This window comes from Pseudomonas sp. FBCC-B545 (genome assembly GCF_059134095.1).
The window spans coordinates 2,824,667-2,846,769 of the sequence record NZ_CP101441.1; the positions used below are offsets into that span (position 1 = coordinate 2,824,667).

The window sequence follows — 22,103 nt, forward strand, 5'->3', positions numbered from 1 at the left end:
GGCATCTCCTCTGGCAAGGTGACGTTCAAGCTTAGGCGTTTTCCGGCATCAAGGTAGCGATCAGTGCGCGAATGGTCCCCGGCAGCGCCTCCAATTCGCGCACCAGGATGCTGCGCTCGCGAATCGCCCAGGGCTCGTCCAGCTTCACGGTCACCAACTGCATGGTGCGGCTGTGGCGCAGGGCAGCGGACTCGGGAATGATGCCAATGCCCACCCCGGCCTCGACCATCCGGCAGATCGCTTCGAAGCTCGAGACCTGGATGCGCAGCGACAACTGCTTGCCCAGGCGCTCAACGTGTTCACGCAAAAAGCTCAACAGCGTGCTGCCTTCATGCAGGCCGATATGCTGGTACGCCAGGGTCTGCTCCAGGGTGACCGACGGCTGGTCTGCCAGGGGATGCCCGACCGGCACCATCAGCACCAGTTCATCGGTGCTGAAATGCAGCACTTGCAAACCCGATGCTTCTACGGGACCGGCAATGATACCCATGTCACTGGTGCCATCGAGCACGCCGCGCACGATATCCCGGGACAGGCGCTCCTGCAGGTCAACGGTCACCCCCGGCCGCTGGGACAAAAAGCCCGCCAGCACTTCCGGCAAGAACTCGGTGACCGCCGTGGTGTTGGCGAAGATGCGGATATGCCCGGCCGAGTCCACGCCGTATTGGGTGAACTCGCTTTTCAGGTAATCCACCTGGCGCATGATCAACCGCGCATGGTGCAGCAGGCGCTCGCCTGCCGGTGTGATCTCCACCCCACGGCTGTCGCGGTACAACAGGCGGGTGTCGAGCTGGCCTTCCAGGGCCTTGATTCGCGCACTGGCGGCGGCCGGCGAGAGGAACGCCCGCTTGGCGCCCTGGGTCAGGCTGGGGGATTCGGCGATATGGATAAACAGGCGCAGGTCGGCGAGATCAAAATGCATAAAAAACTCCCGATAGCAGTGGGTCAGTACCCAATGTGCTAGCTGATACACCGCCATCGGGAGCCAGCCCCCTCCCACATTGGAGATGCGGCGTTTTTTTGTAAGTTGGCGTTCAGCATAACCGAACGCTGGTTTATTGAAATGCAAATTCTCAGAACGGCCAGGCCCTTGCATGATCGGCAGCAGACACCCACTGCCTGAGGATCTGCACCCGATGAGTGCCACTGATTGGATCGGCCGAAGTGAAACCGCCCACGACCACCTGAGCCATAACCTGCTCAAGCGTATCGCCGCTACGTTCGGAGAAACTGTGCCCGCCGAGGGCGAAGCCGTTGCGCCACTGTGGCAATGGTGCTTTTTCCAGGACGCGCTGCCGGAATCGGCCTTGGGTAGCGACGGTCACCCGGCCCGCGGCGGCTTCCTGCCGCCGGCCGATAATCGCAATCGCATGTGGGCCGGTGGGCGTATCGAATTCCTGCAGCCACTGCGTGCCGGCGAGGCGGCCACCCGTGTGTCGACCATCACCCAGGTCGAAGAAAAGGCCGGGCGCACCGGCTCGTTGCTGTTTGTCACTGTGCGCCATGACTACTCCCAGGACGGCCACCTGGCGATCCGCGAGGAACAGGACATCGTTTACCGCGAACCGACACCGCCCAAGCCCGGCAGCGGCGATGCCCCGGCCCAGGGCGAATGGACGGAGACGGTCGAGCCGACGCCAACTTTGTTGTTCCGTTACAGCGCCGTGACCTTCAACGGCCACCGCATCCACTACGACTACCCCTATGTCACCGGTACCGAAGGTTATGCCGGCCTGGTGGTGCATGGCCCGCTGATCGCCACCTTGAACCTGCGGGCGTTCTGCCGGGCGCATCCCGACGCGACGCTGCGTCGTTTCAGCTATCGCGGCATACGCCCGTTGATCGCGCCGCAGCCATTTGAGGTGGGCGGGCGCCTCACCGCAACCGGGGTCGCAGAACTCTGGGCCGGCAATGCCGAAGGCCTGGCGCAGACCGCCCAGGTGCATTTCGAATAATCCAAGAACAATAGGCGGAGAGCCGTTAATGAACCCCAATGACAACGAAGAACTCACTGCCATCCGCGAAGGCGTGCGTGCCTTGTGCGCGCAGTTCGATGCCGCCTATTGGCGCAGCATCGATGAACAAAAGGGCTTCCCCGAAGCCTTCGTCAAGGCGCTGACCGACGCCGGTTGGCTGTCGGCGATGATTCCCGAGGCGTACGGCGGCTCCGGCCTGGGGCTGGCCGAAGCCTCGGTGATCCTCGAGGAAGTCAACCGCTGCGGCGGCAACTCCGGCACCGTGCACGGCCAGATGTACAACATGTTCACGCTGTTGCGTCACGGCAGTGAGGCGCAGAAACGCTTCTACCTGCCCAAGCTGGCCAGCGGTGAGCTGCGCCTGCAATCGATGGGCGTCACCGAGCCGACCACCGGCACCGACACCACCAAGATCAAGACCACCGCGATCAAGCGTGGCGACAAGTACGTGATCAACGGTCAGAAAGTCTGGATCTCGCGGGTGCAGCATTCCGACCTGATGATCCTGCTGGCGCGCACCACGCCCTTGGCCGAGGTGAAGAAAAAGTCCGAAGGCATGTCGATCTTCCTGGTTGACCTGCGTGACGCCATCGGTAACGGCCTGACCGTGCAACCCATCGCCAATATGGTCAACCACGAGACCAACGAGCTGTTCTTCGACAACCTCGAGTTGCCCGCTGACAGTCTGATTGGCGAGGAGGGCAAGGGCTTCAAGTACATTCTCGATGGCCTGAATGCCGAGCGCACCCTGATCGCCGCCGAATGCATCGGTGATGGTCGCTGGTTTATTGAAAAGGCCAGCGCCTACGCGCGCGACCGCGTGGTGTTTGGCCGGCCCATCGGGCAGAACCAGGGCGTGCAATTCCCGATTGCCGAGGCCCATATCGAGATCGAAGCGGCCGACCTGATGCGCTGGCGCGCCTGTGAGGAATACGACAGCGGCAAGCACGCCGGGGCCAGCGCCAACATGGCCAAGTACCTGGCGGCCAAGGCGTCCTGGGAAGCGGCCAACGCCTGTCTGCAAACCCACGGCGGTTTTGGCTTTGCCTGCGAATACGACGTGGAGCGCAAATTCCGCGAGACCCGCCTGTACCAGGTGGCGCCGATCTCCACCAACCTGATCCTGTCCTACGTGGCCGAGCATTTGCTCGAACTGCCACGTAGCTTCTGAGGGCCTGAGCATGCGTGATACCCAGGCCCTGTGCCGTTTCCTCGCCGATCTGACGTACCAACAGGTGCCCGAGCCGGTACTGGCGCGCATCGAAGAGCTGTATCTGGATTGGCTCGCTTCGGCGTTGGCCAGCCGGGGCGCACACCCGATTCCACTGTTCGAACGCTATGCGCAGAAGATGGGCCCGAGCAGCGGCCCGGCCCAGGTGATCGTCAACGGCACCGGCACCAGCGCGTATTTTGCCGCGTTGGTCAACGCGGCCTCATCCCATCTGGTGGAGCAGGATGACCTGCACAACAGCTCGGTGCTGCACCCGGCCACGGTGGTGTTTCCTGCCGCTTTGGCCGCCGCCCAGGACCTCAACAAGTCAGGCCGCGAGTTGTTGTTGGCCTCGGTGGCCGGTTATGAGGCTGGGATTCGCATCGGTGAATTCATGGGTCGCTCCCACTATCGCATCTTCCACACCACGGCCACGGTCGGCACACTGGCGGCGGCGGTCGCGGTGGGCAAGTTGCTCGATTTCAACCAGGAACAGTTCATCAATCTGCTCGGCAGCGCCGGCACCCAGGCGGCCGGGCTGTGGGAGTTCTTGCGCGATGCCGCCGACTCCAAGCAACTGCATACGGCCAAGGCGGCGGCGGACGGCTTGCTGGCGGCCTATCTCACCGCCGATGGCTTGACCGGCGCACGCAATATCCTGGAAGGCGACCAGGGGCTGGCGGCGGGCATGTCTACTGATGCCGAGCCAGGCAAATTATCCGCCGGCCTGGGCAGCCGTTGGGCGCTTGTGGAAACCTCGTTCAAATTCTACGCTTCCTGTCGCCACACCCATCCAGCCGCCGATGCGCTGCTGGCGGTGATGCAGCGCGAAGGTTTGAGCGCGGTACAGATTGCTCGGGTACAGACCCGCGTGCATCAAGGCGCCATCGATGTGCTCGGTCGAGTGACGGTGCCGACCACGGTGCACCAGGCCAAATTCTCCATGGGCACCGTGCTCGGCCTGATCGCCGTGCATGGCAAGGCTGGGCTGCCTGAATTCCATGAACTGGCGTTGAGCGATCCTGCTGTCGCGGCCTTTCGCGACAAGGTCAGCATGACTCTCGACCCCGAGGTCGATGCTGCCTACCCGCAGCGCTGGCTGGGCCGCGTCACCGTCACCACCACCGATGGCCGCACGTTGCACGGCGCCATCGACGAGCCCAAGGGCGACCCGGGCAACACCCTGAGTCGCGCCGAACTGGCGGATAAGTTCCAGCGCCTGACCCACTTCAGCGCTGCCCGCACACCGGCCCAGGCCACCGACCTGATCGAGCAGGTGTGGAACCTGCGTCACACCGCGTCCATGGCCCATTGGCTTTGAGGGATTTGTCATGAGTAATCAACGACCGCTGGACGGCATTACCGTCGTCAGCCTGGAACACGCGATTGCCGCGCCATTCTGCACCCGCCAACTGGCCGATCTCGGCGCCCGGGTGATCAAGGTCGAGCGCCCCGGTGCCGGTGACTTTGCCCGGGGCTATGACGAGCGCGTGCGCGGCCTGGCGTCGCATTTCGTTTGGACCAACCGTTCCAAGGAAAGCCTGACCCTGGACCTCAAGCAGGACGAGGCGGGCGCCATTCTCGAGGCGCTGCTCGCCGATGCCGATGTGCTGGTGCAGAACCTGGCCCCGGGTGCGGCGGCGCGCATGGGCTTGTCGTTCGAGGCGCTGCATGAGCGTTTCCCGCGGCTGATCGTCTGTGATATTTCCGGCTACGGCGAAGGCGGGCCCTACGAGAAAAAGAAAGCCTACGACCTGCTGATCCAGAGTGAAGGCGGCTTTCTCTCGGTGACCGGTGGCCCGGGTGACGAGCAAATGGCCAAGGCCGGTTGCTCCATCGCCGATATCTCCGCTGGCATGTACGCCTACAGCGGCATCCTTTCGGCGCTGCTGCTGCGTGGCAAGACCGGCAAGGGCAGCCGCATCGACGTGAGCATGCTCGAAAGCCTGGTGGAGTGGATGGGTTACCCGATGTACTACGCCTTCGACGGCGCGCCACCGCCACCGCGTGCCGGCGCGGCGCATTCGACAATTTACCCGTATGGGCCGTTTCCCACCGGTGACGGCGGTACGGTGATGCTCGGGTTGCAGAACGAGCGTGAGTGGGCGGCGTTCTGCGACAAGGTATTGCTCACCCCAGCGCTGGCGACGGACGAACGTTTCAGCGCCAATTTCAAGCGTTCGGCCAATCGCGACGCGCTGCGCCAGATCATTGTCGCAAGCTTTGCCCAGTTGGACGCCGAGGCGGTGATCCAGCGCCTGGAGGACGCGCAGATCGCCAGCGCCCGGGTCAACGATATGCAAGGCGTGTGGGACCACCCGCAACTCAAGGCCCGTGACAGCTGGCGCGAAGTCGATAGCCCGGCCGGGCCGTTGCCGTCGCTGATACCACCGGCACGCAATGCCGCGTTTACCCCGCGCATGGATGGCGTGCCGGCCTTGGGACAACACAGCCAGGGTATCCTCGACCAGCTGGGTTATTGCGCCGACACCATTGACAGCCTGCGTGCACGCGGCGTTATCTAACCAGGAATTTCAGCGATGCCAAAGCCCTTAGTACGTTCAGCGTTATTTGTGCCGGGCAGCCGCCCGGAGCGGTTTGCCAAAGCCCTGGCCAGTGGCGCCGACGCGGTAATCGTGGATTTTGAAGACGCAGTGGAAGAACCGCTCAAGCGCCAGGCCCGGGACAACCTGGGGGAGTTCTTGCACGCCCATCCCAGGGCCCAGGTGTGGGTGCGTATCAATGCGCCGGAGCACGCCGAGCATTTTGAGGATGTGGCGTTCTGCAAGGCCCATGCAAATGTCGCGGGTGTGCTGCTACCCAAGGTTGAGAGCGCAGCCCAGGTCGCCGTAGTAGCTGCCACCGGCAAACCCATCTGGCCGATCATCGAAAGCGCTCGCGGCTTGTTGGCGGTGGCCGACATTGCCCACGCTCCGCTGGTGGAGCGGCTGTCGTTCGGTGGCTTGGACCTGGCCCTGGACCTCAACCTGAGCAGCCATTCCCGCGCCGCTGAGTTTGCCCTTGACCAGGCGCGCCTGGCGCTGATCGTGCATTCGCGCGCCGCCGGGCTGGTCGCACCGCTGGACGGCGTACACCCCGCCATCGACGACCCCGAGGGCCTGCGCTGCTCGATCCGGCATGCTTATGAAATGGGCTTTGCCGGGGCGCTGTGTATCCATCCCAAGCAGGTTCCGGTGATTCACCAGGCGCTGGCGCCCAGCGCCGAAGACCTGGCCTGGGCCAAGCGCGTGGTGGAGGCCGGAGCCCATGGGGCAGGGGCGTATCAGATTGATGGGCAGATGGTGGATGCGCCGGTGCTGTTACGGGCACAAAGACTGCTGGCTGCCCAACTTTGACTGGATAACCCGGAGCAAGCCCCCACAGGGTTCTCCATTGTTCTTGAGATTGGTGTTCGGCCAGGCCGAACGCAGGTATCTAGATTTCGAAATTCTCAACACGCGTCACATCAGGCACCTTGCCTTACAACACAACAATAAGAAGGTGATTTCCCATGCTCAAGTTTTCTCGGGCGCTGCTGTGCGCCGCCACCTTGTTTGCCGCAGGCCTGGCCCAGGCGGCCGACCCGATTGTGATCAAGTTTGCCCACGTGGTCGCCGAAAACACCCCCAAGGGCCAGGGCGCGTTGCTGTTCAAGAAACTCGCCGAAGAACGCCTGCCCGGCAAGGTCAAGGTCGAGGTGTACCCGAACTCGTCGCTGTTCGGCGATGGCAAGGAAATGGAAGCGCTGTTGCTGGGCGATGTGCAGATGCTGGCGCCGTCCCTGGCCAAGTTCGAGCAGTACACCAAGCAAGTGCAGATCTACGACCTGCCGTTCCTGTTCAACGACTTGGCCGCCGTCGACCGTTTCCAGGCCGCCGAGGGCAAGCAACTGCTGACCTCGATGCAGGACAAGAACATCCTCGGCCTGGCCTATTGGCACAACGGCCTCAAGCAGCTCTCCGCCAACAAGGCCCTGCATGAACCCAAGGACGCCCGTGGCCTGAAGTTCCGCGTGCAAGCCTCCAGCGTGCTCGAAGAACAGTTCAAGGCGATCCGTGCCAACCCGCGCAAGATGAGCTTCGCCGAGGTCTATCAAGGGCTGCAGACCGGCACCGTGAATGGTACCGAGAACACCTGGTCGAACTATGAAAGCCAGAAGGTCAACGAGGTGCAGAAGTACTTCACCGAATCCAACCATGGCTTGATCGACTACATGGTGATCACCAACGCCAAGTTCTGGAATGGCCTGCCACCGGATACCCGCAGTACCCTTGAGCAGATCATGGCCGAGGTCACCGTCGAGGTGAACAAACAGGCCGAAGCGCTGAACCAGTCGGCCAAGCAGAAGATCATCGACGCCAAGACCAGCGAAATCATCGAACTGACTCCTGAGCAACGCACGCTCTGGCGCGAAGCCATGCGCCCGGTGTGGCAGAAGTTCGAAGGTGCGATCGGGGCTGACCTGATCAAGGCGGCGGACGCCTCCAACCAGTAATCCCCCAGGGTGTACTGAGATCCAATGTGAGAGGGGGCTTGCTCCCGATAGCGGTGGATCAGAGACAGATCTGCAAGCTGACACACTGCTATCGGGAGCAAGCCCCCTCCCACATTTCGGGCAAGTTCCACCCTGGTATTTCATTTGCCTCGCGAGGTTTTGCCATGCAAACGCTAAGGCGCGTCTGGGAGCACTTGGAGGAAGGCTTTATTGCCTTCCTGCTCGCCGCCATGACTCTGGTGACATTCGTCTACGTCATGCTCAACAACATCTACACCCTGTTCTTCGCCCTGGCGGATAAATGGGCGTGGAGCAGCAATTTCTTCACCGTCCTGGGCGACGGCACCATGACCTGGGCCCAGGACATGACCTGGAGCGTGGCGCTGACCAAGGCCATGTTCGGCTGGCTGATTTTCTTCGGTATTTCCTACGGTGTACGCACCGCCGGCCACCTCGGCGTGGACGCGTTGGTCAGACTGACCAAGCGCCCGGTGCAACGCCTGCTCGGCATGCTCGCTTGCTTGTGCTGCCTGGCCTATGCCGGGTTGTTCATGGTGGCCAGCTACAAGTGGGTGAGTGCAGTGATGACCGCACATATCGGCGCCGAAGACCTCGACCAGTTCGGCGTCGATGTGGGCGACATCGTGGTGATCGTGCCCATCGGCTTTGCCTTGGTATTCATCCGCTACCTGGAAATTTTCTACCGCATCTTTACCCACCGCCAAGTGGGGTTGGGGCTGGCCGACGAGGCCGGTGAGGCCAGCAAGTTGGCCGGCAGCCATGAGGAGCGTCACTGATGGCCGTGCTCTGTCTGTTTCTGCTGTTGTTTGTGTTCATGTTCCTCGGCGTGCCGATTGCGATTTCCCTGGGGCTGTCCGGTGCGGTGTCGATCCTGATGTTCAGCCAGGACTCGGTGAGTTCCCTGGCGATCAAGCTGTTTGAAACCTCCGACGCCTACACCTTCCTGGCGATTCCGTTCTTCCTGCTGTCCGGCGCGTTCATGACCACCGGCGGCGTAGCCCAGCGGCTGATCGACTTTGCCAATGCCTGTGTGGGCCACATTCGTGGCGGCCTGGCGATTGCGGCGGTGCTGGCCTGCATGTTGTTTGCGGCGCTGTCCGGCTCGTCACCAGCCACGGTGGCGGCGGTGGGCTCGATTGCCGTGGCAGGCATGGTGCGTTCCGGTTATCCGAAGGAGTTTGGTGCGGGGATCATCTGCAACGCCGGGACCTTGGGTATCCTGATTCCGCCGTCGATCGTGATGGTGGTGTATTCGGCGGCGACCGAAACCTCGGTGGGCAAGCTGTTCATGGCCGGGGTGATCCCCGGACTGTTGCTGGGCCTGATGCTGATGATCGCGATCTATATCGTCGCACGCATCAAGAAATTACCGGCGCAACCACGGGCGACGTTCCGCGAGTGGCTCAGTTGCGCACGCCGGGCTTTCTGGGGCCTGTTGTTGTTGGTGATCATCCTCGGCGGCATCTACAGCGGCATGTTCACCCCCACCGAAGCGGCGGCGGTGGCGGCGGTGTATTCGGCGTTTGTCGCGCTGTTCATCTACAAGGACATGAAGCTGCGCGATTGCCCCAAGGTGCTGCTGGAATCCGGGCGGCTGTCGATCATGCTGATGTTCATCATTGCCAACGCCATGCTGTTTGCCCATGTGCTGACCACTGAGCAGATCCCCCAGGAAATCACTGCGTGGGTAATCTCCGAAGGGCTGACGCCGATTGGTTTCCTGATCATGGTCAACGTGGTGCTGCTGATTGCCGGCAGCTTCATGGAACCGTCGGCCATCGTGCTGATCCTGGCGCCGATCTTCTTCCCGATTGCGATGAAGCTGGGCATTGATCCGATTCACCTGGGCATCGTGATGGTGGTGAATATGGAAATCGGCCTGGTGCATCCACCTGTGGGGTTGAACCTGTTCGTGACCTCGGCGGTGACCGGGTTGACGCTGGGGCAAACCATCCGCGCGGCGATGCCGTGGTTGATGATTCTGTTGGTGTTCCTGATCATGGTCACTTATTTACCGTTCATTTCCCTCGCACTGCCGCAGTGGCTCGGAATGTAAACGCAGTCAAAAATGTGGGAGGGGGCTTGCTCCCGATGGCGGTGGGTCAGTTACAGATGCATTACTGACACGCCCTCATCGGGGGCAAGCCCCCTCCCACATTTTATGTACTGTGTTCGGCCTTATTGGCCCAACGCACTCAAGATCGCGTGCGCCACCTTCACCCGCTCGGCATTCGGGTAGTTGCGGTTCGCCAGGATCACCACGCCCATGTCCTTGCTCGGCACATACGCCACATACGCACCAAAGCCGCCAGTGGAGCCGGTCTTGTTGTACAGCACGTTGGCAGGTTGCGCCTGGGCCGGGCTCAGCCAGTTGACCTTATGCGGCTCCATCGCCATCGGCGTGGAGTTGCCGTCGATCAAGGCTTTCAGGGTGATGGGGTAGGGGTAGCGTTCCCAGCCCAGGCCCTGGGTCATGCCGTTGACGGTGTAGTAGCCGGCGTGAGTGGCGGCAATGGCCTGTTGTAACGGCTGTTCCAGAGTCTGCGGGTGCATGTTGGCGATCACGTAGCGGGCCAGGTCCTGGCTGCTGGTCTTGATGCCGTAGGCTTCGCTGTCCAGGGCGCCGGGGCTAACGCGTACGGGATTTTGCTGCTTGTCATAGCCTTGGGCATATAGGCCGGCTTTGTCGGTGCGCACGCTGATGTAGGTGTTGTGCAAGCCCAGCTTGGGCAGCAGGGTTTCCTCCATAGCCAGGTTGAACGGCTGGCCCAGACTTTGCGCCGCCAGGTAGCCGAACAGGCCGATGCTGGGGTTGGAGTACAGGCGTTGTTCGCCCGGCGCATAAGTGGGCTTCCAGTGTTGGAAGTAGCCGAGCATGGTGTTGGCACTGTCGGCTTTTTTCGGGAACTGCAGGGGCAGGCCGCCTGGTGTATAGGTCGCCAATTGCAGCAGGCTGATGTGATCGAACGCGCTGCCGGCCAGGGCGGGCAGGTGTTGACTGGCCATGTCCGACAGCTTGAGCTTGCCGATGGCCTGGGCATACCCGCCGAGGGTGGCGGTGAAGGTTTTACTCACCGAGCCGATTTCGAACAGGGTGTCTTCGGTGACTGGGGCCTGGGTGTCCTTGGCAGCGACGCCGTAGTTAAAGTATTGCACCTTGCCTTGGTTGACGACGGCCACCGACAAGCCCGGGATAGCTTGCTGCTGCATCAAGGCTTTGACGTTGCTGTCCACGACCTGGCGTATATCGGCGGCGGCCATGCAACTGCCAGACCCCAGTAATAACGCGGAAACCAGCAGTGTTTGTAAGTTACGCTTCATGGTGACTCGCTTCCATGTAAAAGAGTGATGACGATCAGAACCTGCGCAGGCGTGGCAAATCTAGGTGGATTTCAGGACGCGGGCAAACGATGATATCTCGCACCAGCCATTAGAAAAATTTGGGGTAAGCCTTGCTGCGTTCCCACCTGCCGCTCAATGCCCTGCGTGCCTTCGAAGCCTCGGCGCGCCATTTGAGCTTTACCCGTGCGGCCATTGAGCTGTGCGTGACCCAGGCGGCCGTCAGCCACCAGGTCAAAAGCCTCGAAGCCCAACTCAATGTTACGTTGTTCAAGCGCTTGCCTCGGGGCCTGATGCTCACCAGCGAAGGCGAAACCCTGCTGCCGGTGCTGCGTGATGCCTTTGATCGCATTGCCCTGACGTTGGGCCAGTTCGAGGGCGGGCATTACCGTGAAGTGCTGACGGTGGGGGCGGTCGGCACCTTTGCGGTGGGCTGGCTGTTGCCACGTCTGGCGGATTTCCATAGTCGCTTTCCGTTTATTGATTTGCGCCTGTCCACCCACAACAACCGCGTGGATGTGGCCGCTGAAGGCTTGGATTATGCGATCCGCTTTGGCGCCGGTGCCTGGCACGGCACCGACGCCTGCCCATTGCTGGAGGCGCCGTTGACGGTGTTGTGTGTACCGCAGATTGCCGAGCAACTGCACAGTCCGGCGGACGTGTTGAAGCACACCTTGCTGCGCTCCTACCGTGTCGATGAGTGGAACCTGTGGTTCCAGGCCGCCGGCTTGCCCTTTGACACGCGGGTGCCGCGCAGTATCGTGTTCGACTCCTCGCTGGCGATGATGGAAGCCGCCCTGCAAGGCAGCGGCGTGGCGCTGGCGCCGGCGCTGATGTTTTCGCGACAGTTAGAGAGCAATGTGTTCCGCCAGCCGTTCGCGGTGGGGATCACCACCGGCAGCTATTGGTTGACGCGTTTGCAGTCGCGCAATGAGACACCGGCGATGTTGGCGTTCAAGGGGTGGTTGCGTGAAGAGGCGAGTGTGCGGTCACTGGGTAGGGGCGGTCACAGGGGACTTTTTTGAAGCTGCCCGCAACGGGTGCGAGCATTTCATAGCTGCGTTCGTCATGTTGCACGCACAGCCAGTAATCACCATAAGCATCGACGTGGTCGATTTTCCATACCAGGCCGCTCTCGAAGAGGAACCGATAGAAACACTGTTCCTGCAGGCTGATCTCGGCGTAAGGCACGCTCGTGATCTGGAGGCCGAAGTTCAGCCAGGTCAGGTTATGACCCTCGGAAAATTGCTCATTGAGCCCCAGACAAATCTCACATGTCATCTCTAAATGCTCTTCAATGCAGGGTGTCAGATCATGGCTGTGCCCGCAGCAAAAGCAAGTAGGGCATTTCTGATCAACTCAGTCCTGGATCACACCTCGCGACCATGGGCGGACGCGGCCAGTTGGCCGGTGTCGACGCGCACGAACACCGAGTCACCGATGGCGGTGAGTACGTCGCCGGCATACACCTCGCAGACTACGCGGCTTTTGCGTCCGACCTCGCCTTCGACCCGCGCACGCAGGGTCAGGGGCACACCCATGGGGGTGGGCTTGATGAACTTGATACCGAGGTTACCGGTGACGCAGTCAATGCGTGGCAGGCTGCCGGGTTCACGTTGCTCGGCACGGTAGTGGTAGGCCATGGCGGTCCAGTTGGAATGGCAGTCCACCAGCATGGCGATCAGGCCACCGTAGACCAAGTCCGGCCAGCCGCTGTATTTAGCCTCGGGCTGATGCTCGGCGATGACGTGCACGCCATCGTTGGCCCAGCGGCTCTTGATGTGCAGGCCGTGGGGGTTGCTGCTGCCGCAGCCATAGCAGATGCCTTCAGGCGCGGTAGTGTCCTGCAGAGATGCGCTGTGCATGTAGAGTCCTTGTTGTTCTTGGGGCGACGCCTCTGTTTAGCAGGCTGCGCGTCAGCGAGCAAACTTCTTCGCCCCGGCCACGCAGCCGATCACCGCCACCGTCACCAGCACCATGCCCAGGCTGACCTGTTCGTGCAGCAGGCCCGCCGCCAGCGCCAGGCCGAAGAAAGGTTGCAGCAACTGCAACTGGCCGACTGCAGCAATACCGCCCTGGGCCAGGCCGCGGTACCAGAACACAAAGCCGATCAACATGCTGAACAGCGACACGTACCCCAGGCTCAGCCACGCCGGCAGGCTGATGCCATTGAAGGACGAAGGCGCCAGCAGCAGGCTCAGTGGCACCACCACCGGCAGCGACACCGCCAACGCCCAGCAGATCACCTGCCAGCCGCCGAGGCTGCGCGACAGTTTGGCGCCTTCGGCATAACCCAGGCCGCATACCAGCACTGCCAACAGCATCAATAAGTCGCCCGCAGGAGCGGCGCTCAAGCCTTGGGCCAAGGCATAACCCATCACCAACAGGCTGCCCAGGGTCGAAAACAACCAGAACACCGGCCTGGGCCGCTCACCGCCGCGCAGCACGCCGAACACCGCCGTGGCCAGTGGCAGCAGGCCGATGAAGACGATGGAGTGGGCCGAGCTCACGTATTGCAGGGCCAGGGCCGTCAGTAGTGGGAAGCCGATCACTACGCCGAGGGCGACGATGATCAGCGGTGCCCATTGCTGGCGGGCCGGGCGTTGCTCCTTGAACAGCCACAACAGGCCTATGCCCAGCAAGGCGGCGAGGGTCGCGCGGAGCATGGTCAGGAATACCGGGTCGAATTCCATCACCGCCAGGCGCGTGGCCGGCAGCGAGCCGCTGAAAATCACCACGCCGATAAAACCGTTGATCCAGCCCTGGGTACTGCTGTCCAGGGTGCGGAGAGGGAAGGTACGTTCCATGAGGGCCTGTCCAAAAAAGGGAGGTTGCGTGTCGGCTATCCTAGGGTCGAAGATTAGGGCAATCAAAAAATTGTCATGGATACAGCCCTATGCCCCGTGCCCGCTACAAGTCGCTGGTCGATACCTTCGCCGAGGCCATTCGCAGCGGCCAGATGCCACCCGGTACGCGCCTGCCCACCCATCGGCAATTGGCCGCCGAGCATGGCTTGGCGCTGGTCACTGCCAGCCGGGTGTACAGCGAGTTGGAAGCCATGGGCCTGGTCAGTGGCGAGACCGGGCGCGGCACCTTCGTGCGCGAGATTGCGTTGCCGCCGGGGCAGGGCAGTGGGCAGATGACGGTGGCGGCGGGCCTGCTGGATCTGAACTTCAACTACCCGTCCTTGCCGGGCCAGGCCGAACTGTTGCGCACGGCGTTGCGTCAACTGGCACTGTCCGGCGACCTGGAGGCGCTGCTGCGTTACCAGCCCCATGCCGGGCGTGTGCATGAGCGCGCCGCTGTGGCGCGACACTTGTTGAACCGAGGGCTGACGATGGATACCGATCAAGTACTGGTGGTCAGCGGCGCCCAGCATGGTCTGGCGGTGGCCCTGATGGCATTGCTCAAGCCTGGGGATGTGATCGCGGTGGATGCGCTGACCTACTCAGGCTTCAAGGTGCTGGCTGAAACCCTGCACCTGGAAATCGTCGCCATCCCGGTCACGGCCAGCGGCCCGGACCTGGACCACCTGCACAACCTGTGTCGCAGGCGCCCGGTACGTGCGGTGTACAGCATGCCGACCCTGCATAACCCGCTGGGCTGGGTGCTGAGCCTGGAACAGCGCGAGCGCTTGGTGGCGATTGCCCGGCAGCACAACCTGATGATCATCGAAGATGGCGCCTATGCGTTTCTCGCCGACGAAGCGCCCGCGCCGTTGGCGACGCTGGCCCCGGAGCGCACGGTGTATATCGGCGGGCTGTCCAAGAGCGTCGCCACCGGTTTGCGCGTGGGTTTTATCGCTGCGCCGTCGGCTTGGGTGAACACGTTGGAACGCGTGATCATGGCCACCACCTGGAACGTACCGGGGGTGATGAGTGCGATTGCGGTGGCCTGGCTCGAAGACGGTACGGTGGCGCAACTGGAAGCGCAAAAGCGCGAGGATGCCCAGGCCCGCCAGGTGTTGGCGGCGCAGGTGCTGACGGGGGTGAGGTATATCAGCCATCCGTCATCGTATTTTTTGTGGTTGCCACTGGCGGAGGATGCGCGCGCCGATCAAGTCGCCATGACCTTGCAGCGCGACGGCGTTTGCGTCTCCACCGCCGAGCCTTTCGCGGTCTCGGCCCAGGTGCCCCACGCACTGCGCCTGGCCCTGGGCTCGGTGACAATGGCGCAGTTGCGTGAAGCCCTGATGAAGGTGCGCAAGGTGGTGGCGTGGTGAGCAGTCCTCAGTATTTGTAAGCCTGGCGCCCGATCAGCAGCCATTTTCCATGTTGCTTCTGCCAGACCTGGAAGTTATCGATATCGGTTGGCGTGTCCACACCGCTGTTCACCGCCAGGGCATGGAAGTGGTTGCGCACCAGGGCGGTATCGCCATTGAGAGTGATGGTCTGGTTCTGCATTTCCAGGGTTTTGAAGGCGCTGGTGTGTGTTTCCAGGTCGGCGATGAATTGCGCCTTGTTCTGCACCTTGCCGCTGGAGTGGCCGTAGGTGAGCTTGTCGGACGTCAATGCGTGAAGCTGTTTGAGGTCCAGGTGCAGCATGGCTTGGGTCAATTGATCGACTGCCTGGGCCACATCCTTTTCTGCGGTAGCAGGCGCGGCGGCGACATAGCCGCAGAACAGGCACAGAAAACCGATCAGCACTTTGAGCTTGGGCATGGGTGTTTCCTTGTTTTTGTTGGGGTGGATACGACGAGGTGTGTCGTCGTACAACCATGCAATAGTTTCGGCGTGGAAGGAAAGTGAAATTTTGCAGCGGTGTGAAGTGATTAGAGGTTAGGGTGGGTAAACCCCCCTCCATAAGCCAAGGTGCAAAATGGATTTTGATTGGCACAGCGACCGTCTCACCCGCGCTACACCCGTGACTGCGAACTACAAAAACACACAGAACGTCCGCCGCTTCATGCTTGAACAGTGCGGCCCGACATTCAAGTTCAACCGTCCATTCATGGCGTGGATTCGTAATGGCGCACCCAAGACCTTGGGGGATGTGGTGGACGAGTGGCGGCGTCGCGAGGCTCCGCGCTCCTGAGCCAGGGTGCTTGATGTGAAAATACGCTCAAAATGTGGGAGGGGGCTTGCTCCCGATAGCGGTGTGTCAGTACCCGATGTGCTGACTGAACTGCCGCTATCGGGAGCAAGCCCCCTCCCACAGTTGAATTGCGTTTAGCTGGCCGCCAATGGTGGCGTACGCGGCGGGATCATCCGTTTACTGCCGGTGGCTTCGAACGCCGAGGCAAAGCGCAGCAGCGCCGAATCGTCATAGGCACGCCCGGCAAACGTCAGCCCCACCGGCATGCCGATATCCGCCATCACACCCATCGGCACGGTGACGGTGGGCACGCCCAGGTGGCGAATCGCGAGGTTGCCGTTGGCTACCCATACGCCGTTGCTCCAGGCGATGTCGGCAGACGCTTCGTTCACATCGGCATCCGCCGGGCCCACATCGGCCACGGTCGGGAACAGCACGGCGTCGAGGCCGAGGTTGTCCATCCAGTCTTCCAGGTCGATACGCCGGGTTTGCTCAAGGCCACGCAGGCCATCGGGCAGGGCGCTGATCTGGTCCCATGGAGTGATGCCGCGTTGGGCCATGCGCACGTATTCGTCCATGCCGGCGGCCAGGTCGTCTTCGCGGTTGGGCAGGGTGCCAGGGTCGTGGGGGAAGATCTTCGGCCCATCCACGTCGGCCAGGCGATTCAGGCTCGGGTCGCCGTTAGCGCGCAGGAAGTCGTCGAACGCCCACGCGGACAGCTCCCACAACTCATCGTGAAGAAACTCCTTGGACACCAGGCCACGGGTGAACACCGTCGGCGCGCCGGGACGGTCGCCTTCGCAGTTGGATACCAGCGGGAAGTCCACCTCGATCACTTCGGCCCCGGCAGCTTCCAGGGCCTGGCGCGCGGCTTGCCATAACTCGATCACCGTGCCACGGGTGTGGATCTTTTGCCCGGTCGGCCCGCCGATACCGGGTTTTTCGCTGGTGCCGGCTTCAGGGTCGGCATTGATGTACATGCGCGGCACGCCAAAGCGTTTGCCGGCCAGGCTTGCGCTGCCGGCCGCCAGGGCGGCGTACGACGCCGGGCGCACCGACGTGACGCTGGGGATCGGCACCCAGGGCTGCAGGCGCCACAGGTCGCCACGCTTGTCGGGGTCTTCGGCCACCACCACATCGAGCACTTCGAGCAGGTCAGCCATGGTGCGCGCATAGGGCACCACGACGTCCATGGTCGGGGTCAACGGCCAGTTGCCGCGTACCGAAATCACGCCACGGGAAGGGGTGTAGGCACACAGACCGTTATTGGAGGCCGGGCCGCGACCGCTCGACCAGGTTTCCTCGGCCAGGCCAAACGCTGCAAAGCTGGCGGCAGTGGCGGTACCGGCACCATTGGAGGAGCCAGAGGCAAACGGCGCGGTGAGGTAGTCGGCGTTGTAGGGGCTTTCGGCGCGGCCATACACGCCACGCTGCATGCCGCCATTGGCCATCGGCGGCATGTTGGTCTTGCCCAGGCAGATGGCGCCGCCCGCACGCAGGCGTTCAATGGTGAAGGCGTCACGCTGGGCGACCAGCTTGGCAAACGCCGGGCTGCCGGATGCAGCAGTCAGGCCCTTGACCAGATAGCTGTCCTTGGCGGTGTAGGGAATGCCATCCAGCGGCCCCAGGGTCTGGCCCTTGGCACGGCGCGCGTCAGAGGCTTCGGCTTCCTTGAGGGCGTCGAGGTTGCGTACCACCACGGCATTCAATGCGGTGGCGGTGTGCGGGCCATCGTAGGCATCGATCCGCGCCAGGTAGGCCTGGACCAGTTCAACTGCCGTGGTCTGACCGGCTTCCAGCGCAGCGCGCAATTGGGCAATGGAGACTTCAGTAACTTGCATCAGGTTTTTTTCGCCGCCTTCAAGTGGGGGTATGGCGGCAGTCTACGTACAGATATTTCACAAAACCAGCGTGGCATGCACTGGGTAGGCGGCGTGCATGATCGGCCAGATGAACACGTCAGCGCGATTGCGAGCGATAGAGCTTTGTCGCTATGGTGGGCGCGATGACTACCATTGCACTTCAAGGAAGAGACCATGCACAGACCCTATATCGCCCTGGCTGCCTTGCTGGGATTTACCCTCTACACGGTGGGGACGATGCTCACGGCTGAGCAATCGCTGTTGGCGTTTGGACGGGAACTGATGTCGCGGCCCGATACGGCGCAGGTGGTGATCGACCTGTATTTGATGGCGGTGCTGGCGTGTGTGTGGATGTACCGCGATGCGCGTGGGCGAGGGCGGTCACTGGCGTCGGTGTTGCCGTACTTTTTGTTGACGGCGGTGTTTGTGTCGGTGGGGCCGCTGCTTTACATCGTGGTCAATGGGTTTTCCCGGCGAGCACGTAACTGAGCTGATGTGGTGGTTCGTTATGACCTGTGGTGGGACTTATTATGTGGGAGGGGGCTTGCTCCCGATGGCGGCCTGATAGCCGACCAGGATGTTGGGCTTTGATCGAGTACATATCCGTTATTTGGGCAACGGCCTCTTATGGTTCCGCTCTTACAGCGGCTCACTTTTGAAAAGCCCAAAAGTAAGCAAAAGGCTCTTGCCCCACCACTCGGCACCTCGCCCAGGCTCGGTGTGCCCTCACTCCGGCTTGAATCCGTGGGCCGCCGTCATGGGCCATCCCTGGCCCAGGACGGCTAACCCGGCGTCCTGCCGGGTTACCCACGGCTTCAAGCCTGCGTTCGGCCAGCGTGGTTTAACGGGGCGCCTAAGATCAAAAGCAGATCAAGATCAAGAGCGGCTCGCTGCGCATCGTGGTTACCGTTGACTGCTGAAAAGTTGTGTAGATACCCATGCTCTTCGGGGGCAAGCCCTCTCCCACATTTGGATTGGGTGCACCCAGCAATCAAACCCCCTTGGTCGACGGCAGCAATATTGTCAGGATGCCCACCAACGGCAGGAAAGAGCACAATTTGTAGACGTACTCGATGCCATGATGGTCGGCGAGCATGCCGAGCAGCGCCGCACCGATCCCGCTGAAACCGAACATCAGGCCGAAGAATATCCCGGCGATCATGCCCACATTGCCTGGCACCAGCTCCTGGGCAAATACCACGATGGCCGAGAACGCCGAGGCGATGACAAAGCCGATGATCACGCTGAGCACGGCGGTCCAGAACAGGTCGACGTAGGGCAGGGCGAGGGTGAACGGCGCGGCACCGAGGATCGAGAACCAGATGACTTTCTTGCGGCCGATCTTGTCGCCGATCGGGCCACCGGCGAAGGTGCCGACCGCCACCGCGCCGAGGAACAGGAACAGGTACATCTGCGAGCTGGCAACCGACAGCTGGAACTTCTCAATCAGGTAGAAGGTGAAGTAGCTGGTCAGGCTGGTCATGTACCAGTATTTGGAGAACACCAGCACGGCCAGGACCACCAGGGCAAAGGTCACGCGGCCCTTGGACAGGCCATGGGTTGCCTGGCTGCCTTGCTTGAGCTTGAACAGGTTGAGGTGGTGGCGGTACCAGCGACTCAGGCCGTACAGCACCAGGATCGCGAACACCGCGAACAGGCCGAACCAGGCGATATGGCTTTGGCCGTAGGGAATGATGATGGCCGCCGCCAGCAACGGGCCGAAGGCGCTGCCGGTGTTGCCACCGACCTGGAAGGTCGATTGCGCCAGGCCATAGCGGCCACCGGAGGCCAGGCGGGCGACGCGGGAGGTTTCTGGGTGGAAGGTCGACGAGCCAACGCCCACCAACCCCGCCGCGAGCAGAATCGCCGGGAAGCTGCCGACAAACGCCAGCATCAAAATACCGACCAAGGTGCACACCATGCCCGCTGGCAGCAGCCACGGCTTGGGATGACGGTCGGTGTGATAGCCGATCCAGGGTTGCAGCAAGGAGGCGGTCAACTGGAAGGTCAGGGTGATCAGGCCGACCTGGGTGAAGCTCAGGCCGTAGTTGGCCTTGAGCATCGGGTAGACCGACGGCAGCACGGCCTGGATCAGGTCATTGATCATATGCGCCAGGGCACAGGCGCCGAGGACGCGCATCACCAGGGGGCTTATCTGGGGCGTGGTTGTGGCAGCGGCGGGTGTCGCAGTAAGGCTCGACATGCAGGCATTCCATACAAGGCAGCAAACAGGGGCAGACAGTACTTTAGCTGGCAGCCATTTCTAATTGTTTCGAAAGCTATGCTAAATTCGAAGAAAAAGCCTGTCTCGCGCAATTCGGGCAGAAACCATCGCAAAAAGGGCAAAATGATCAGATCACTGGATAAATTTCTTCGGGATATTGACGAGGGCGACTGGGCTGTCATCAGCTCGGCCACCGATTATCCGGAAAACTGGGTGATCCCTGAACACAGCCACAACAAGCATCAACTGCTGTACGCCATCGGCGGCGTCATGGTGGTGTATTCGGCCCTGCGGCAATGGACGGTACCGCCCAATCGTGGCTTTTGGATGCCCTGTGGTCAAGTTCACTCATTGCGCTGCGTAGGCACGTTGAAGATGCGCAGTGTGTTCGTGCGCCCGGACAGCTTCCCGAACCTGCCGGCCGAGCCGAAGACGGTGACGGTTTCCCCATTGTTGAGCGAGCTGATCAAGGCCTCGGTCAGCCTGAAACCGCCCTATGCCGAGGACTCACGCGATGCCCGGATCATGCACCTGATCCTCGACGAGCTGGCCAACCTACCCGCCTTGCCACTGTCCTTGCCACAGCCTGCCGACCCGCGCCTGAGCCAGATCTGCCTGGCGTTGCAGAACGAACCGGGAGATGCCTCCACCGTCGCGCACTGGAGTGCGCGCCTGGGGCTGGACCAAACCACCATCCAGCGCCTGTTCCGCAAGGAAACCGGCATGACCTTCGGCCAATGGCGCCAGCAGGCGCGGCTGCTGCTGGCGCTGGAGCGCATTGCGGTGGGGGAGAAGATTATCGATGTGGCGTTTGAGCTGGGGTATGAAAGCCCGAGTGCGTTTACCAGTATGTTCAAGAAGCAGTTTGGGCGCACGCCGAGTCAGTTTTTCAGGTAGCGCTAACCTGAAATTGCATCTCCATTATTTCAAAAATGTCTAGAGAACTGTGAATGTTGACAGGTGCCAAATACTAAGGATATGCATAAACTTTGGATAGCCGATATTTCGCATGAAGTGCAGCTGTTAGCTAAGGGTAAGCGTAAAAAGATTTGACGATCAATGAGAAATTCGAAATGCAATATTTGGGTAAGCATCATAAAAAAGATACTTTAATCACGGCGACACGATTTCCTGATGTCATTAATGTTTAAAGTTTGTGCTTGATAGTGCGCAGATTAAATCTGCCTATAGAACTGTTATTCAACTTGGTTGATCCGCAGTCTGTAATGTTGACTTGTACGCTATCAGCGAATGCCCATGTGTGCTTAAGGTCCTTGAAGAATGGCAGCCCCGACGGACTCGCTTTTGTCAGGTTGCAAAGCTTTTAATCAAAAAGAGAAAGATCGATTAAATATTATCTATTCATGGTTTTTTGCTGTAAGTGAAAGTAAAGAATGAAAGGAGATTTTTTATGTCTATAATAAACCTGAAATTCACTTTCAATACCTCTGAAGCTTTGGAGCTTTTTTATGAGGATTTGGGAAATGTTGTGAAACTTGTGACATTTTCAGGCCGGACGGTAGATTATTCCATCTGGCGTGAAGTAGAGCATGGGCCCAATGGGCAATACTTGGTGATGAAGGGGTGTTTCGTTGATCTGAAAGAGGCCCAGAAGGTAACGATTTTGAACTTGAGTGGTTTTGAGCTCAACATCAGGGGGGCAGAGACTAAAGTTTTAGGTAGGGATGAGGCGATGGATTTGACGTTCAGTCCCCCTGGTGCGCAGTACCATATCGAAGCGACCAGTGAAAATAAACGCGAGTAATAGCTTTTGAATTCCACCGGTTGAATGGCTTGTCGAATTCGTTTGATCTCGATTGCAAAGAGGCTGCTGAGCGACATTTTTCTTGCAGCCTTTTCTTTTCAAAAAACCATAGGCCAAGCGTTGAGACTCAGTCAGGCTGATGTTCTGCAAAACCGGTGAGCTGATTGTTACGAAGCC

General features: G+C 60.9%; 21 protein-coding genes. 14 read left to right on the plus strand and 7 right to left on the minus strand.

Translation table 11 applies throughout. The annotated features are described in order from the left end of the window. Positions 1-31 precede the first annotated feature (31 nt). Positions 32-922: a LysR family transcriptional regulator gene (locus NMB39_RS13060; RefSeq protein ID WP_046068375.1), complete on the minus strand. Its 891-nt coding sequence runs from the start codon at positions 920-922 to the stop codon at positions 32-34. A gap of 214 nt (positions 923-1,136) precedes the next feature. On the opposite strand from NMB39_RS13060, the gene NMB39_RS13065 reads away from it, so the two are divergent. The 8 genes from NMB39_RS13065 to dctM all read left to right on the plus strand — a co-directional run bounded on the left by NMB39_RS13065 (position 1,137) and on the right by dctM (position 9,758). Continuing rightward, positions 1,137-1,955 (plus strand): HTD2 family dehydratase, encoded by an 819-nt coding sequence (locus tag NMB39_RS13065; protein ID WP_494339109.1) that lies wholly within the window; start codon positions 1,137-1,139, stop codon positions 1,953-1,955. A gap of 28 nt (positions 1,956-1,983) precedes the next feature. Continuing rightward, positions 1,984-3,147, plus strand: coding sequence for an acyl-CoA dehydrogenase family protein (locus NMB39_RS13070; protein ID WP_057025290.1), 1,164 nt, complete (start codon positions 1,984-1,986; stop codon positions 3,145-3,147). A 10-nt stretch (positions 3,148-3,157) separates the two neighbouring features. After that, on the plus strand, positions 3,158-4,507 hold the full coding sequence (locus NMB39_RS13075) for an MmgE/PrpD family protein (protein ID WP_494339108.1): 1,350 nt from the start codon (positions 3,158-3,160) through the stop codon (positions 4,505-4,507). Between the two features lie 10 nt (positions 4,508-4,517). Beyond that, positions 4,518-5,711: a CaiB/BaiF CoA transferase family protein gene (locus tag NMB39_RS13080; RefSeq protein WP_494339107.1), complete on the plus strand. Its 1,194-nt coding sequence runs from the start codon at positions 4,518-4,520 to the stop codon at positions 5,709-5,711. A gap of 15 nt (positions 5,712-5,726) precedes the next feature. Beyond that, positions 5,727-6,542, plus strand: coding sequence for an HpcH/HpaI aldolase/citrate lyase family protein (locus tag NMB39_RS13085; RefSeq protein ID WP_057025293.1), 816 nt, complete (start codon positions 5,727-5,729; stop codon positions 6,540-6,542). Between the two features lie 155 nt (positions 6,543-6,697). Then, a complete protein-coding gene (locus tag NMB39_RS13090) occupies positions 6,698-7,681 on the plus strand; it encodes a TRAP transporter substrate-binding protein (protein WP_056846166.1) in 984 nt (327 codons plus the stop codon). A gap of 164 nt (positions 7,682-7,845) precedes the next feature. Then, positions 7,846-8,478 carry a TRAP transporter small permease gene (locus tag NMB39_RS13095; protein ID WP_057025294.1) on the plus strand — a complete coding sequence of 211 codons (633 nt, stop codon included), beginning with the start codon at positions 7,846-7,848 and terminating at the stop codon, positions 8,476-8,478. Further along, positions 8,478-9,758 (plus strand): C4-dicarboxylate TRAP transporter large permease protein DctM, encoded by a 1,281-nt coding sequence (gene dctM / locus NMB39_RS13100; RefSeq protein WP_043051820.1) that lies wholly within the window; start codon positions 8,478-8,480, stop codon positions 9,756-9,758. Before NMB39_RS13095 ends, dctM begins: the two co-directional genes overlap by 1 nt. Before the next feature lie 122 nt (positions 9,759-9,880). On the opposite strand, the gene ampC is transcribed toward dctM, so the two are convergent. Further along, a complete protein-coding gene (gene ampC, locus NMB39_RS13105) occupies positions 9,881-11,023 on the minus strand; it encodes a class C beta-lactamase (RefSeq protein ID WP_494339106.1) in 1,143 nt (380 codons plus the stop codon). Positions 11,024-11,154: 131 nt separating this feature from the next. On the opposite strand from ampC, the gene NMB39_RS13110 reads away from it, so the two are divergent. After that, the gene (locus NMB39_RS13110; RefSeq protein WP_494339105.1) at positions 11,155-12,066 is read left to right on the plus strand and encodes a LysR family transcriptional regulator; all 912 of its coding nucleotides are present in this window, start codon (positions 11,155-11,157) and stop codon (positions 12,064-12,066) included. 345 nt (positions 12,067-12,411) lie between these two features. Here the strand turns inward: NMB39_RS13110 and NMB39_RS13115 are convergent, their stop codons facing one another. Beyond that, positions 12,412-12,906: a PaaI family thioesterase gene (locus NMB39_RS13115; protein ID WP_494339104.1), complete on the minus strand. Its 495-nt coding sequence runs from the start codon at positions 12,904-12,906 to the stop codon at positions 12,412-12,414. A gap of 51 nt (positions 12,907-12,957) precedes the next feature. Continuing rightward, on the minus strand, positions 12,958-13,848 hold the full coding sequence (locus NMB39_RS13120; protein ID WP_494339103.1) for a DMT family transporter: 891 nt from the start codon (positions 13,846-13,848) through the stop codon (positions 12,958-12,960). An 89-nt stretch (positions 13,849-13,937) separates the two neighbouring features. Here NMB39_RS13120 and NMB39_RS13125 point away from each other — a divergent pair, with 89 nt between their 5' ends. Beyond that, positions 13,938-15,263: an aminotransferase-like domain-containing protein gene (locus NMB39_RS13125; RefSeq protein WP_494339102.1), complete on the plus strand. Its 1,326-nt coding sequence runs from the start codon at positions 13,938-13,940 to the stop codon at positions 15,261-15,263. A gap of 7 nt (positions 15,264-15,270) precedes the next feature. Here the strand turns inward: NMB39_RS13125 and NMB39_RS13130 are convergent, their stop codons facing one another. Continuing rightward, the gene (locus NMB39_RS13130) at positions 15,271-15,702 is read right to left on the minus strand and encodes a nuclear transport factor 2 family protein (RefSeq protein WP_046068361.1); all 432 of its coding nucleotides are present in this window, start codon (positions 15,700-15,702) and stop codon (positions 15,271-15,273) included. 157 nt (positions 15,703-15,859) lie between these two features. Between NMB39_RS13130 and NMB39_RS13135 the strand changes: the two genes are divergently transcribed. Beyond that, the gene (locus NMB39_RS13135; protein WP_494339101.1) at positions 15,860-16,075 is read left to right on the plus strand and encodes a DUF6434 domain-containing protein; all 216 of its coding nucleotides are present in this window, start codon (positions 15,860-15,862) and stop codon (positions 16,073-16,075) included. 134 nt (positions 16,076-16,209) lie between these two features. Here the strand turns inward: NMB39_RS13135 and NMB39_RS13140 are convergent, their stop codons facing one another. Further along, positions 16,210-17,919, minus strand: coding sequence for an amidase (locus NMB39_RS13140; protein ID WP_494340593.1), 1,710 nt, complete (start codon positions 17,917-17,919; stop codon positions 16,210-16,212). A gap of 192 nt (positions 17,920-18,111) precedes the next feature. On the opposite strand from NMB39_RS13140, the gene NMB39_RS13145 reads away from it, so the two are divergent. Next, a complete protein-coding gene (locus NMB39_RS13145) occupies positions 18,112-18,426 on the plus strand; it encodes a DUF2834 domain-containing protein (RefSeq protein WP_057025302.1) in 315 nt (104 codons plus the stop codon). Positions 18,427-18,928: 502 nt separating this feature from the next. On the opposite strand, the gene NMB39_RS13150 is transcribed toward NMB39_RS13145, so the two are convergent. Next, positions 18,929-20,140: an MFS transporter gene (locus tag NMB39_RS13150; RefSeq protein WP_046068352.1), complete on the minus strand. Its 1,212-nt coding sequence runs from the start codon at positions 20,138-20,140 to the stop codon at positions 18,929-18,931. 144 nt (positions 20,141-20,284) lie between these two features. Here NMB39_RS13150 and NMB39_RS13155 point away from each other — a divergent pair, with 144 nt between their 5' ends. Both NMB39_RS13155 and NMB39_RS13160 read left to right on the plus strand, forming a co-directional pair. After that, entirely contained in the window at positions 20,285-21,058 is a 774-nt protein-coding gene (locus NMB39_RS13155) for an AraC family transcriptional regulator (protein WP_046068351.1), read from the plus strand. A gap of 514 nt (positions 21,059-21,572) precedes the next feature. Continuing rightward, positions 21,573-21,926: a hypothetical protein gene (locus tag NMB39_RS13160; protein WP_057024092.1), complete on the plus strand. Its 354-nt coding sequence runs from the start codon at positions 21,573-21,575 to the stop codon at positions 21,924-21,926. Positions 21,927-22,103: the final 177 nt, after the last annotated feature.